Origin of the sequence: Brevibacterium sediminis, from assembly GCF_013623905.1 — a bacterium.
Taxonomy (GTDB): Bacteria; Actinomycetota; Actinomycetes; order Actinomycetales; family Brevibacteriaceae; genus Brevibacterium; species Brevibacterium sediminis.
The window spans coordinates 283537-296944 of the sequence record NZ_JABKDD010000003.1 but is presented as its reverse complement, the minus strand read 5'-3'; the positions used below and the strand labels follow the sequence as shown (position 1 = coordinate 296944).

15 protein-coding genes are annotated in these 13408 nt (G+C 64.4%); 7 read left to right on the top strand and 8 right to left on the bottom strand.

Going from position 1 to position 13408, the window contains the following annotated elements:
• Window positions 1-2 precede the first annotated feature (2 nt).
• The 3 genes from pcaG to HK108_RS07455 all read right to left on the bottom strand — a co-directional run bounded on the left by pcaG (window position 3) and on the right by HK108_RS07455 (window position 2651).
• Window positions 3-587: a protocatechuate 3,4-dioxygenase subunit alpha gene (pcaG, locus tag HK108_RS07465; protein ID WP_139907066.1), complete on the bottom strand. Its 585-nt coding sequence runs from the start codon at window positions 585-587 to the stop codon at window positions 3-5.
• The gene (gene pcaH / locus HK108_RS07460; protein WP_181271018.1) at window positions 580-1404 is read right to left on the bottom strand and encodes a protocatechuate 3,4-dioxygenase subunit beta; all 825 of its coding nucleotides are present in this window, start codon (window positions 1402-1404) and stop codon (window positions 580-582) included. Before pcaH ends, pcaG begins: the two co-directional genes overlap by 8 nt.
• 62 nt (window positions 1405-1466) lie before the next feature.
• Entirely contained in the window at window positions 1467-2651 is a 1185-nt protein-coding gene (locus HK108_RS07455) for a 4-hydroxybenzoate 3-monooxygenase (RefSeq protein ID WP_181271017.1), read from the bottom strand.
• A gap of 287 nt (window positions 2652-2938) precedes the next feature.
• Between HK108_RS07455 and HK108_RS07450 the strand changes: the two genes are divergently transcribed.
• The 3 genes from HK108_RS07450 to HK108_RS07440 are packed head-to-tail and all read left to right on the top strand — an operon-like array spanning window position 2939 to window position 5615.
• Complete coding sequence (locus HK108_RS07450) at window positions 2939-3544, top strand: SipW-dependent-type signal peptide-containing protein (RefSeq protein ID WP_139469219.1); 606 nt, start codon at window positions 2939-2941, stop codon at window positions 3542-3544.
• Between the two features lie 17 nt (window positions 3545-3561).
• Window positions 3562-4260, top strand: a complete 699-nt coding sequence (locus tag HK108_RS07445; protein WP_181271016.1) for a SipW-dependent-type signal peptide-containing protein — start codon at window positions 3562-3564, stop codon at window positions 4258-4260.
• Between the two features lie 32 nt (window positions 4261-4292).
• Complete coding sequence (locus HK108_RS07440; RefSeq protein WP_181271015.1) at window positions 4293-5615, top strand: signal peptidase I; 1323 nt, start codon at window positions 4293-4295, stop codon at window positions 5613-5615.
• A 626-nt stretch (window positions 5616-6241) separates the two neighbouring features.
• On the opposite strand, the gene HK108_RS07435 is transcribed toward HK108_RS07440, so the two are convergent.
• Together HK108_RS07435 and HK108_RS07430 are read right to left on the bottom strand one after the other, a co-directional pair.
• A complete protein-coding gene (locus tag HK108_RS07435; protein ID WP_139469225.1) occupies window positions 6242-7078 on the bottom strand; it encodes a phosphosulfolactate synthase in 837 nt (278 codons plus the stop codon).
• A gap of 69 nt (window positions 7079-7147) precedes the next feature.
• Entirely contained in the window at window positions 7148-8548 is a 1401-nt protein-coding gene (locus HK108_RS07430; RefSeq protein WP_229664015.1) for an MmgE/PrpD family protein, read from the bottom strand.
• 206 nt (window positions 8549-8754) lie between these two features.
• Between HK108_RS07430 and HK108_RS07425 the strand changes: the two genes are divergently transcribed.
• The 4 genes from HK108_RS07425 to HK108_RS07410 all read left to right on the top strand — a co-directional run bounded on the left by HK108_RS07425 (window position 8755) and on the right by HK108_RS07410 (window position 11014).
• Window positions 8755-9810, top strand: a complete 1056-nt coding sequence (locus tag HK108_RS07425; protein ID WP_139469227.1) for a YeeE/YedE family protein — start codon at window positions 8755-8757, stop codon at window positions 9808-9810.
• Complete coding sequence (locus HK108_RS07420) at window positions 9807-10031, top strand: sulfurtransferase TusA family protein (RefSeq protein ID WP_039207979.1); 225 nt, start codon at window positions 9807-9809, stop codon at window positions 10029-10031. The genes HK108_RS07425 and HK108_RS07420 overlap by 4 nt, the downstream gene beginning before the upstream one ends.
• Before the next feature lie 91 nt (window positions 10032-10122).
• The gene (locus tag HK108_RS07415) at window positions 10123-10656 is read left to right on the top strand and encodes an O-acetyl-ADP-ribose deacetylase (RefSeq protein ID WP_139469229.1); all 534 of its coding nucleotides are present in this window, start codon (window positions 10123-10125) and stop codon (window positions 10654-10656) included.
• 4 nt (window positions 10657-10660) lie between these two features.
• Entirely contained in the window at window positions 10661-11014 is a 354-nt protein-coding gene (locus tag HK108_RS07410; RefSeq protein ID WP_139469231.1) for a VOC family protein, read from the top strand.
• Between the two features lie 18 nt (window positions 11015-11032).
• Here the strand turns inward: HK108_RS07410 and HK108_RS07405 are convergent, their stop codons facing one another.
• The 3 genes from HK108_RS07405 to HK108_RS07395 form a co-directional block, all read right to left on the bottom strand.
• Complete coding sequence (locus HK108_RS07405) at window positions 11033-11284, bottom strand: hypothetical protein (protein WP_139469233.1); 252 nt, start codon at window positions 11282-11284, stop codon at window positions 11033-11035.
• Between the two features lie 121 nt (window positions 11285-11405).
• Window positions 11406-12086, bottom strand: a complete 681-nt coding sequence (locus tag HK108_RS07400; protein ID WP_181271014.1) for a response regulator — start codon at window positions 12084-12086, stop codon at window positions 11406-11408.
• Window positions 12083-13261 carry a sensor histidine kinase gene (locus HK108_RS07395; RefSeq protein ID WP_139469237.1) on the bottom strand — a complete coding sequence of 393 codons (1179 nt, stop codon included), beginning with the start codon at window positions 13259-13261 and terminating at the stop codon, window positions 12083-12085. Before HK108_RS07395 ends, HK108_RS07400 begins: the two co-directional genes overlap by 4 nt.
• Window positions 13262-13408 lie beyond the last annotated feature (147 nt).

Genomic DNA, 13408 nt, shown 5'->3' with positions numbered 1-13408 from the left:
CTTCAGTCCTCGTGGCTGGGGAATCGGAGGAAGGGAGTTTCCTCCTCACCCTGCAACCGTATGTCGAAGTGCAGCGATCCGTCAGCCCCTCGAGTGGCGATGAGGCGGGTGCGCTCGTCTTCGTCGAGCGAGGACAGGAGCGGGTCGGCGGCCAGTGCCGCGGTGTCCTCAGGCAGATAGATGCGGGTGAACAGCCGGTTGAGCAGCCCTCGGGCGAAGATGACGACGCTGATGAAGGGTGCCTTGCCCGCCTCGGTGGGGCCGGGATCGACCGTGGAGAAGCTGAACTCGCCTTCCGGGTCGACGGCGGCGCGGCCGAAGCCGGTGAAGGTGAAGCCGTTGCGGCGCAGCGATCCCGTCTCGCGGGGGACAGCGCCGTGCTCATCGGGCTGCCAGATCTCGAGAATGGCATCGGGGACCGGGGCACCGGCCCCGTCGAAGACGGTTCCCGTCAGCTGCACGGCGCGAGCCGAGCCTGGCGGGACGAGCTCATTATCGTGCTCGAAGGGCAGCGCGTAGCCGTAGAACGGGCCGACGGTCTGGCCCGGGGTCGGCGTGAGATCAGGGGTCGTGGGGGTGTCAGTCATCGTCCTCTTCTTCCATCCAGGTCCGGTTGGCGCCGGTGAGCACGATGTCCCAGTTGTAGCCCATGAGGAATTCGTGCTCGGTGATGTTGTGGTCATAGGTCGCCACGAGGCGGTCGCGCGCCTTTTGATCGGTGATCGACTGGTAGATCGGGTCGAGGGCGAAGAGCGGATCCCCGGGGAAGTACATCTGGGTGATCATCCGCTGAGTGAACTCGGACCCGAAGAGCGAGAAGTGGATGTGGGCCGGTCGCCAGGCGTTGTGGTGGTTCTTCCACGGGTACGGACCCGGTTTGATCGTTGTGAACGAGTAGGAGCCGTCGTCGCCGGTCAGGGTGCGGCCGACGCCGGTGAAGTTCGGGTCGATCGGGGCCGGGTGCTGGTCGCGCTTGTGGATATAGCGTCCGGCCGAGTTCGCCTGCCAGATCTCGACCAGCTGGTTGCGCACGGGGCGGCCTTCCCCGTCGATGACCCGACCGGTGACGCGGATGCGCTCGCCGATGGGTTCGCCGTCGGCCTGGATCGTCAGGTCGGATTCGAGGGTGCCGATGTCCCGGTGTCCGAAGGCGGGGGAGAAGAGCTCGATCGTCTCGGGGTCGGTGTGGCGGGGGTCCTTCGTCGGGTGACGCAGGATCGATGACCGGTAGGGCCGGTAATCCAGCCGCGGCTGGGTCTCGGGCTTCTTGCCGCCGGCGACATCTTGCTTGTACTGCGCTTCGATGCCGTCGATCTCGGCGGACAGAGTCGCCTGCGATTCGGCTGCGTCGTCGGGGCCTTTCACGGTTTGATCTTCGTTCTCCGAGGACTGGTGCTGACTCATCGTCGAACCTCTCTTCGTCTCTTCGTCGGTTGACATCGTGGTGGGGTCGGTGGGGGAGCGGCTCAGCCGTGCGGCCAGCCGGTGTAGCACTCGGCCAGGTAGCGGCGACCGTGGTCGGATTCGAGGATGGACCGGAGTTCGCCGAGGCTGCGCTTCGTTTCGAAGGCATCCTGAGTCGGGTCGGTGTGGAGCATCCGTGTCATCTGGTAGGAGAAGTTCTGGGCCTTCCAGACGCGTTTGGTCGCGGTCTGCGAGTAGCCGGCCAGCGCCTCGGCTTCGGAGTCCTTGAGTGCCGAGATGAGGGCGGGGGCGAGCACGGCGACGTCGGCGAAGGCGAGGTTGAGGCCTTTCGCACCGGTCGGTGGGACGGTGTGGGCGCTGTCGCCGGCGAGGAACATCGAGCCGTGCTGCATCGGCTCGGTCACCGCCGAGCGGAAGGGGAGCACGGTCTTGTCGAAGATTGGCCCGGTCTTGAGTTCGAACCCGTCGGGGCCGTCGACGCGGGCCTGGAGTTCGGTCCAGATCCGATCGTCGGACCAGTCGGCGACGTCGGTGTCGGGGGAGGCCTGGAAGTACATGCGCTGGACATTGTCGGAGCGCTGGGAGATGAGTGCGAAGCCGCGTTCGGAGCGGGAGTAGATGAGGACTTCGTGGCTGGGCGGGGCCTCGCAGAGGATGCCGAACCAGGCGAATGGGTACTCGTGGAAGAAGCGCTGCCGGGTGCCGTCGGGGATCATCGAGCGGCATGGTCCGCGAGAGCCGTCGGCGCCGACGACGTAGCGGGCGTCGATGCGCAGTTCGTCGCCGTCCTCAGTGGTGGCGGTGACCCAGGGACGTTCGGTCTCGATATCGCCGAGGCGGGTGTCCGTGACCGAGTAATAGGTGGGGCGGCCGGTCCGTTCGCGGGCGGCGGAGAGGTCGACGAAGATTTCGTTCTGCGGATAGAGCCAAACGGATTCGCTGACGAGTTCGGGGAAATCGAAGTGGTTCGAAGAGCCGTTGACTCGAATATCGATTCCGTCGTGTCGGTGCCCGTCCGTGTGGACGCGCGATTCGACGCCTGCGGCCTCGAGCATGCGCACCGATCCTGCTTCGAGGATGCCGGCGCGGTGGGTGTGGGCGATGTCGTCGCGGCTGCGGTTGTCGATGACGACGGATTCGATGCCTGCATTGTGCAGCAGGTGCGCGAGCATGAGCCCCGCGGGTCCGGCTCCGACGATCGCGACGTCTGTCTGAAGTTGTGCCACCTTGGCCTCCTTGCCTGTCTCTTCTCAACAGTGTGCGCCCAGTCACGGACGCGAGGCGATGATGTTCTCAATGAATGGGAGGAGGGGGTTGGGGTGGGCGGAGGGGCCAACGGGATTATCGGTGTGGCGCTTTTGGGCATTACTTCCCAAAGTCACTTTTCGATAACAGATTACAGAAGTGATGGAAAAAAGTTCTACGAAAGTAATTCATAAGTCATCATGAAGTCATTCCCCACAATATTTCATCGTGACAAGGCGCTGGAGCGCCCGACAATGAGGAGTCCCCAGTGACCACAAAGACCACGCGTTCGCGCAAATTCAAAGCCATCCTCGCCGGCGGCATCGTCCTCGGCGTCGGCGCTGCCGTGACGCTGGCGGCCTGGACCGACGACGAATGGGCCGAAGGCGTCTTCGGCGCAGGTTCATTCAACGTCCAGGGCAGCACCGACGGAACGACATTCGCTGACCATGAGAGCAGTGACGGTGCCGCGGCGCTGACTTTCGACCTCGACGGTGGGGACAATATGTCGCCCGGCGATACCGTGGCGGCGCCTTTCGTGCTGCGCCTCGACGGACCGACGAGCTACGACGCGACTGTCTCTCTCGAGTCGGCGGCAGGAGGCGGGGACAACGCTGCGGCGCTGACCTACGCGATCGTTCAGGTCGCCTCGGCGGGTGACTGCTCGGCCACCGCAGAGGGCACTTCGATTGTGCCCGAGGGGACGGCGCTGGACTCGACTACGGGCGCTGCGGAATTCAATCTCACCGCGGGCGCAGACACTGCGACCGGCGACCCGGTCACGCTGTGCTTCCAGGTCACTGCCGGTGACTCGCTGGAGCAGGGGCAGAACACAACCGCTCAGTGGCAGTTCACCGCCACCTCGGCCGAATGACGACTCTGAGCTGATCGATGAGGTCGCTTCTGCCGACGCTGCATAGATTCTTCTCGTCCCGGCGGGCGCCTGATGACGCCCGCCCGGTCAGTCGACGGCAGCTGCGTCAGCGACAGCAGCTGCGAGGCCGCCGCATCAAGGCGATTCTCGCTGGCGGCCTCGTACTCGGCGTGGGCGCAACGGCCACGGTCGCCGCGTGGACGGACTCGGAAGAGGCCTCCGGCTCTTTCGAAGCCGGACGGTTCAACATCGAGCTCCGGGTCGGCGGCGAATCGAACGGCACGAATGAGATGACCTTCAATGCGGGCAACATGTACCCGGGGCAGAAGGTCTACGCGCCAGTGTCAGTGCGCACCACGTCGAATACGTCGATTGACGGCAAGCTCACGGTCTCAGCACGCGGAATCTCCAATCCGAATAGCTTCGCCTCTGCACTCTCATACCGAGTCGTGGCCCGATCGACGTCGGGTGTCGCCTGTAACGCGGGCAATTTTCCTGGTCCGGGCGCCTTCGTCTTCGGCAGCGCTGCTGCTGCAATCCCGCTGAGCTCCACGACCACAGCCGACTCCACCCAGACCCTCAAAGCCGCCTCAGCGTCGGTCCAGGACTATTGCTTCGAGGTGACACTGGCAAGCAACGCTCCGAGCTCTGCTCAGGGTCTGCAGGCGGGCCACACCTGGACGTTCACAGCCGAGTCCACCGCGCCGGGGAATTGACCATGCCAGGCTCTATGACACGCAAGAGGAACGTGGGTGCATGGCTCGGAGGAGCCGTGCTCAACATCCTCGCCGTCCTCGGCGTAGTCTGCATCGTGCTTGTCGTCCTCAGCTTCGTGTTCAACGTGTCGATCATCATGTTCAAAACCGGGTCGATGAGTCCGACGATCCCGGCCGGATCGGCCTCGCTCGTCCGTGAGATCCCCGCAAAGGACATGAAGATCGGCGACATCGTCACCGTCGATCGCGGGGATAAGGTCCTACCGGTGACCCACCGCATCACCGAGATCCAGCACATTGATGAGTCCACCGGTGCCGTGACTTTCGAGATGAAGGGTGACGCGAACGCCGAGAAAGACCCTGACCCCTACACCGCCGAGACGGTCCGAACGGTGATGTTCTCCGTTCCCGGGGTTGCTCCGATCCTCCAGCAGTGGCGCAACCCGTTCCTGCTCGGCGGCATCACGATCGTGGCGAGCCTCCTCGTCGTGTGGGCATTCTGGCCACGGCGAGATGAGGATGACGAAGACAATCTCGCTGAGGTGGCTCGCCCCCGGGCACGGTCACCGCGGCATGCGATTGCACTGCCAATGGTGTTGGCCATGGCCGTTGGAGGGCAGGTTATTCCTGGGCCATGGTTCGCCGAGGATGCTCTGTCCGTAGACGCGGATCATTCCCTGTCCGCGTCGTCAGGAGCGGCAGATGACATCCTGCGTATGCGCGACTTCGGTGATGCCGAGAAGATGCGCAACCTCAGTCCCGGAAGCTCGGCCACATGGTCGGTTGACGTCTGGGCCGACGCGCCCGAACCTGGAGACATAACGGTCTCAATCGCGTCGGGGGCAGGGGCGGAGGCGCTGGCGGATTCGCTGTCGATCGATGTGCGGGAATGCGCGATGACTGAAGCGGAGGCCCCGTGTCCAAGTGGTTCGAAAATGTTGATTCGCGGAATGCTGCTCAGCGAATTGGAGCCAGCTGTTGACGACGGTCTCAACCTGCTGGAAATGGACAGTTATGACTCTCGCCGAATCGAGATAACGGCGACTCTCGCTGGCGACGCTGATGTTCGCGCGGTAGCTGGTGCCACCGCGGGTGTGCGCGTGCTGGTGGAAGGACTCGGCGACAAGGTTTCGACAGGTCCAGGAGATCCTGGGGACCCAGGTGATCCTGGCGCGCCGGGCGATTCTGGCACTGACTCTGACGGCACTGTCGAGGGCGCGGCCGATGGCGGCAGTTCCGGCGAGCTGCCGTGGACCGGAATCGACGGCTGGCAGTGGATTCTGCTCGCAGCATTCTTGCTCGTTGTCACCGGCTCAGCGATCGTGTCGCGAACCAGGAAGGCGAGGACGTCATGACGGGCAGGAACTCGCCGCGACAATCTTGGAGACGAGCTCGTCTGCTGCTCGCGGTCGTCGCCTTGCTCGCCCTCGTCGCGGGTCCAGCTGCAGTGAATGGCACGCTGGCCGGGTGGACTGATTCGAAGATGAGCCAGGGAGCGTTCACTGCGGGCAAGGTCCCGGCACCTGTCTTGACAGCTCAGTGTCAATATCGATATCCACTCCTGGGTTATGGGCGAGTGGAGATCTTCTGGCGGCTTCCGGCAGGCTATCAACTCGGTGACGTAGTCGTAGAAACGTCCACAAATGGCCTAGGCTCCGTTCTCGCTCCGCTAACTGGATTCAATCTGGCGTCGAACACAATCCCCAACGGAGATGGGACTTACACCACGGAAGTGCGCACCAACCTCCTTGGTGGGCTATTGGGGCTGGGAACTAAAGTGGAGATCGGACTCTATGTCGAGCAGGTCAGCGGTTGGCGATCTACCTCAGCATTAGTCGAGAGTAGCGCTGGTCTACTGGCCGGAGTTGGCGGAAGCTGCCGCAATCTGACGTGATTTCGGGAACCGACACTCCTTCTTGCAGGCGGATGCGCGGGTGTCCGAAAGGACGGACACCCTCGCACATTTCGACGCGACTTCAGATCACGGCGCCGGGTTGATCACCCGACCCCAGGTTGACTTATTGCCCCAGATGTTCTGGCGCAGCCCCTCGAGCTGGAGGATCTGCGAGTGGTCGACGAATAGGTTGCATTCGTTGCCGTAGTTCTTGATGTACCACTCGAAGACCGGCCCGTCGGCGGCTTCGAACATGACGTTCTCGAGGCCCAGACCGTTGATGATCGAGGCGGCCGCGGCGGTGTTCCACTCGTCGACGTTCTCCGTGATGCCCTCGGACTCGATCATGATGATCGCGGCTCCGGCGTCGAGCGCCCGCTTGCCGCGGTCGACGAGATCGCCGATGTCCTTTGCAGACTCCGCCGCCAGTTCGGCCTCACCGGAGTCTCCGCCGGAGCCGATCTGGATGCCCAGCTCCGGCTTAGCTTTGAGACCGGCCTTGACGACCTTCTCGACGAGACGCTCAAGGCCTGAGGTCGGGAGCATGATGAATCCGGTCGAGATCTCGATGACGTCGAAGCCGACCTCCTTGGCCTCCTTGAGATACTGATCGACTGCGTCATCTCCGTAGCGCAGGACCGTCTCGATCCATCCGCCCGAGGACACATACGCCCCGTTCTCATGGGCGATATCGCTGAAGGCCTTCACCTGCTCGGCCGGGACGAGGGAGAACGATCCGCCCGCCCACTTGATCCCGTCGACCCACTGACCGGCGACATCGAAGACGTCCTGCAGGTGTCGTGTGCCGAAGGTTGAGTAGTACGGGGCGCGGATCTCGGTCATCCCGATGGTGCGGGGTTTGGCCGAGCGGTGGGCGCGGGGGACGAAGTTCATGGACACATCGAAATCGATGGCGTTCGACATGGTCTTTCCTTTCTTCGGGTGTCGGCGGTCGCCGACTGGGTGCCGGGATCTCCGGCGGGTGACTCAGCTTCAGCTGCGAGCCTGGGGGACGTGCGCGAGGACCGCGGTCAGCTCTCGGATCTGATGGTTCTCGAGGTCTTGGACAAGGTCGGCGATCTCGTCACGCAGCTCCGCCTCGGCGAAGGGGGACGTCAGTGCATCGAACTTCTTCCGGGCTCCCGTCCAGTCGAGAGGATGCGTGGTGAAACCCTCATAGTCGTCGGTGTTCGCCCGGAACTGGGTCCCATCGCCGAGGGTGACGACGAGGTCGGCGCACATCTGCTCGGGGAAGCGATCGCTGAACTCCGTGGAGGGAGTGATCGTGACCTTGTGCATGAGGTCTTGGACATCGTCGGCGACGATCCGTTCAGTCTCGTACTGCGCCGGATTGAGCTCACCGTCGAGGAGGACGACCGCGAGCATCCACGGCAGCGAATGATCGGCCTCCTCCTTCGTGCGGATGGAGCGCTTGTCGCCTTCTTCGCCGCCGCCGATGATCGAGTATGCGACATCGAAGGTCGTCAGCTCGACGCTGGCGATGGCATCGGCACGGAATCCCTCCTGGGAGCGGACGTCCTGTGCGGCGTCGAGGGCCGACTGCGAATGGATCTCCGCATTGTGCTTCTTGATGATCGTGTCCGTGACCTTCTCGAGATCCTCTGCAGACCAGTCGAGCTCGAAGTCTCCGGCCAGGGCCTTGAAGCCCTTGTTGCCTTCGAAGACCTCGGCCGGGCCTGTGATTCCGCGTGAGGCAAGGAGTGCGTCGAAGACACCCTCCTTCGACACGTGGGGATAGGCCAGGCCCTTCCAGTGGCTGAGGTCTCCGGTCCGGGTGACCCGCAGTGCGACGTTCGCGGTGCCGGCCATGGCGGCAGCATTCGCGATCTGTTCGACACCCAGACCCAACGCCTTCGCCGAGGCGGCCGCCGCAGCGAAAGCGCCCTGTGTCGTGTGGTCGAAGCCGAGGTCTCTCACCGGTGCGACATCCGAGAGCCGGGTGTGGATCTGATAAGCCACGGCGAAGGCCGTGAGAAAGTCCGCGCCCGAGGCGTCGGCCAGTTCCGCGGCCGCGAGGACCGCGCCCATATTGTCCGACGGGTGGTTGGTTTCGCCCTTGGCCAGGTAGGCATCCATGAAGTCGAGATATCGGCTCAGGGCGGAATTGAAGAACGCGGCGTGATCGGGGCTGGCCTGGCCACCGCCGATGAGCGTGGCTCCGCGTCCGTCCCCGAGGCCGTCGATGAGGGTTCTGATTTCCTGCAGTGGGGCAGCGTCCAGGGCGCCGATGGCGACGCCGATGGTGTCGAGGACGCGGATCTTGAGCTGTTCGAGGGCGGTATCGCTGAGCGTGTCCAGCGAGGCATCGGCGACGAACTGAGCGAGTGATTGCACCTCTGTCGGTGCGTGGTGCTGGTCCATTGTGACCTTCATTGTGACCCCTCCTTATTAGGTAAGGCGTACCTAAATAATGACTCCATAAGTATCTTGACGTCAAGATACTTTTGGTGAGACCTGAGTCACATCGGGCTGAGTGGGAGGCGCTGTGCCCGGCCGTGGTTGACTGATCATTGATTGTTGAGCAAAATGGACGGTTGTTGTGTTCGTCCGCGAACCTGCCGTGAACAGAAAGCAGCTCAATGATCATCACCGGACTCATCGTCGGCCTCGTCCTCGGATTCGTCTTCCAGCGAGGACGTTTCTGCGTGACCGGCGCCTTCCGTGACCTCACGCTGACGGGGAACACGCGCTGGTTCTCCGCCCTCATCGTGCTCATCGCCGTGCATTCCATCGGCCTGTTCCTGCTCAACAGCTTCGGAGTCATCACCCTCGAGGCGACGCCGTTCCCATGGCTGGCCTCGATCGTCGGCGGACTGATCTTCGGTTGGGCCATGGTCTACGCCGGAGGCTGCGCGACTGGCACCTACTACCGGGCCGGTGAAGGACTCGTCGGCAGCTGGTTCGCCCTCATCTTCTACGCCCTCTTCTCCGCGGTGATGAAGCTCGGCCCGCTCGCCGGCTTCACCGAGGGCATCCGCGCGATCACCCTGGACAACGGCAGCCTGCAGGCGAGCACCGGCATGAGCCCCTGGGTCTTCGTCGCCATCATCTCTGCAGTGGCGATCTGGCTGACCGTCCACCATGCCCGCAAACTCAAGACTCCGATGGCCACCCTGCCTCCGCGCAAGACAGGCCTGGCGCACCTGCTCACCGAGAAGCGCTGGAACCCCTTCGCCACAGCCGTGGTCATCGGCATCATCGCCACGATCGCCTGGCCGCTCTCCGCCGCCACGGGCCGCAACTCGGGTCTGGGCATCACCACCCCCTCGGCGAACCTCGTCGGATACCTCACCACGGGTGACACGCAGCTCATCGACTGGGGCGTCATGCTCGTCATCGGCATCCTTGTCGGCTCCTTCATCGCAGCAAAGGCCTCCGGCGAGTTCCGGGTCCGCGTGCCGGACAAGAGCGTGATCATCAAGTCGATCATCGGCGGTATCGGCATGGGCGTCGGCGCAGCCATCGCCGGCGGCTGCACCGTCGGCAACGCGATGGTCTCGACCGCACAGTTCGAATACCAGGGCTGGGTGTCGATGGTCTTCATGATCGTCGGCTCCGGAATCGCAGCGAAGGTCTCCATCAAACCGAAGAAGTCGCAGGCCGCAGCGCCCGCGGCGGAAAGCAGGACAGTATGAAGCAAGTACTCGAAACCGACGGCCAGGTCTGCCCCTTCCCCCTCGTGGAAGCCAAGGACGCGATGACCGGTCTGGAAGCCGGTGACGAACTCGTCATCAACTTCGACTGCACCCAGGCCACCGAGGCGATCCCGCAGTGGGCCGCCGAGAACGGCTACCCCGTCACCCACTTCGACCGAGTCACCGACGCGAGCTGGACCATCACCGTCCAGAAGGCCTGAATCGCAGGAGATGCCAACCACATCGGCCGGCGCAGCTGCAAAGCTGCGCCGGCCGATGTGCAATGTCAGTGTCGATGCATAGACTCAAGACATGAAGATCACGGTTCTCGAAGGCGATATCACCGAGGTGGCCGTCGACGCGATCGTCAACGCCGCGAATTCTTCGCTGCTCGGTGGCGGCGGAGTCGACGGAGCCATCCACCGCGCGGCCGGTCCCGCGCTCCTCGAAGCCTGCCGCGAGGTCAGGCAGACCACCCATGTGCGCGGTCTGCCGCCGGGTCAGGCCGTGGCCACCTCGGCGGGGGATCTGCCCGTCCGCTGGGTCATCCACACGGTCGGACCGAATCGGAACGCGGGCGAGGCTGATCCTGAGATCCTCGAGTCCTGTTTCGAATCAAGCCTCAACCTCGCCGAGGAACTCGGAGCCTCTTCGATCGCGTTCCCGGCCATCGGCGGCGGAGTCTACGGCTGGTCGCCCAGGGACGTCGCCGAGGCGGCTCACTCCGTCATCGTCGACGGACGATCGCGCGGCCGCTGGGAATCGATCGACGACGTCCAGTTCGTTCTCTTCAGCGATCAGATGACCAGCGTGTTCTGCCAGGTCTTCGACCACGATCAGTGGTGATGTCATGAAGGTCAACAGAGTCATTCCTGACATCGCGGTCGACGACCTCGACGCGGCGCGGGAGTTCTATGCGGGCTTCCTCGGGCTGAGCAGCGAGGAATTCAATCTCGGCTGGGTCGCACGCTTCACCTCACCGGGCACCGGCGCCAGCGTGCAGGTGCTCACCGACGATGAGACCGGGCAGACGAATCCCGTGGCTTCGGTGCTCGTCGAGGACGTCGACATTGCCTTTGCCGAAGCCCAGCAACAGGGCATCGAGATCGTCCACCCGCTCACCCACGAGGAATGGGGAGTACGGCGGTTCTTCGTCCGCGCACCCGACGGCAACGTGTTCAATATCGTCGCGCATCCGGAGTGAACCCACGCGGGGCAGTTTTCACGCTGCCCTGTGCCGCACTCTGTGTACGACCGCCAGCGCCAGTGCGCTGACGGCACACCCGGCGGCGATGAGCAGCGGAATTCCGGAGACGGCGGCCTCGACGACATATTCGGGGCCGGTCTGCAGAACCGGACCGACGATCTTGACGAGGAGGAAACCGAGGACGCCGATGAAGAGGAACAGCGCCGCCCTCTTGCCGAGAACCACCGCCAGGGGCTTCGGATACTGATAGGTCTGTGTCGTGCTCATGGTCGATCACCTGATGTTTTCGTCCACGGTCCAAACCATTTGGGCTGTGCCTGCCACGCTACGCCTGCAAGCAGAGTGTGCACTGGGGGATCTGAGGACGTTCGATGGGAGCAGCCGACGATCACCCGCGTGAAGCACCGCCCGGCCGAACCAGCCCCGTCTCATAGGCGAGCACGATCAGGGCAGCGCGGTCCCGGGCATCGAGACGAGTGAGCAGACGACTGACATAGGTGCGAGCAGTGGCGGGGCTGAGGAAGAGTTCGGCAGCGATCTCGTCATTGGTCAGCCCACGCCCGATTCCGCTGAGGACCTCGACCTCCCGTTCAGTCAGCTCATCGAGCCCATGCCCGTCCGGATCGGGTGAATGCCCCTCCGCGACGACCCGCATGACCGCGGCGGTGACAGATGGAGACAACAGGGCATCACCTGCTGCGACCGTGCGGATCGCAGCGCGCAGATCGTCGGGTGAGACGTCCTTGAGCAGGTAGCCTGCAGCACCGGCACGGATGGCGGCGAAGACGTTCTCGTCCTCGTCGAAAGTGGTGAGCACGAGCACCCTGACCCCGTCCAACGCGCCATCGTCGACGATGGCCCGCGTCGCCTCGATCCCGTCCATCACGGGCATGCGGATGTCCATGAGCACGACATCGGGGCGCAGCTCCCGCACATGCGACAGCCCTGACCTCCCGTCCGCCGCCTCGGCGATGACCGAAATGTCTCCGTCGCGTTCGGCCAGAGGCCGCAGACCCGCTCGGACCAGCTCCTGATCGTCGACGATGACGACGCGAATCGTCTCGGTCATTCGTCCTCCTCAACCTCGATCGGCAGATGCGCGATCACTTCAAATCCTTCACCGTTCGGTCCAGCAGCGAGGCGACCCCCGAGCAGCCCCGCCCGTTCCGACATCCCGCGGATGCCGGCACCGGCGGCCGTGTCCGCGGGCCCGCCGTGACCGTCATCGTGGATGCGCACGATGAGCTCGTCGCCGTGCACCTGCCCGGAGACGCGGGCCGCGCTCGCCCCGGAATGGCGGAGCACATTCGTCACCGACTCCTGGACGATCCGAAATGCCGCCGCATCGACGGCCCGCGGCAGCCGTGCCGGATCGACACCGAGGTCGACCGTGACGTCGAGGCCGGCGGCTCGGGCCGCCTCGATGACGGTGGAGATCGAAGCCAACCCCAGCGCCGAGGCAGGTCCCGGGTCGGTCACACCTGCGGACTCCTCGCGGAGGACCTTGACCGTGCGACGCAGTTCCCGCAGTGCCTCCGAGGTGGCACCGCGCACCCGTTCGAGTGCGGCCGCGCGGTCGTCCGGGTCCACGGCCTCGGCCGCCACTGAGGTGTGCAGGGAAGCCACGGACAGGGTATGGCCGATCGTGTCGTGGAGGTCGCGGGCGATGCGCACTCGTTCGGAGTGCATCCGCGCCTCGGCGGCTCGGGACTCCTCGGCAGTGGTGAGGGCGGCGATGCGCGCCGACTGCGTACGGGTCTCCCGGACCAAACGGACCACCGACCCCAGGGCGATCGCGGCGGCTGCCAGGGCAAGTTCAGTGACGAAGCCGTACCCGGTCAGTTGGGCGCGCGGATCGAGGTCATCGAACCGGTAGAACGTCGACACGGCAATCAAGACCGCAGCACCGAGCACCGCCCATGAGGTGCGCCGCACCTCGGCAGTCGAGTAGAGGGCACCGACCGCGGGCAGGACCATGCCGATCGGCGGCAGATTCAGAGCGTAGTAGGCGAAGATCCCGAACACGGTCACGGCCAGAACGGTCAGCGGCAGACGGCGACGCAGGAGCATCAGGGCACCGAAACCGATCGCCCAGGCGACGCCGGGCAGCGGGGAGGACTCGGCATCGGCGGCGATGACCAGCGAGATCACCAGGGTCACCGCAACAGCCAGGGAGGTATCGGTCAGCCACGGTTCGAGGCGCTCGCGCTCCTCACCCGTCTCACTCACATCTGCCGAACCCATAGTCCAAGACTACGGAGCAAACGCGTCCGCCGCAGTCGTTCGGCGTCGATCGGGCAATCGCCTCCAGGCGACTCGAGCCTCGCCTCGGGGCGGGAGGAACTGACGCCTCAGCGTCGATGTGGCAGATCCGGCCGACCGGAAGAGTAG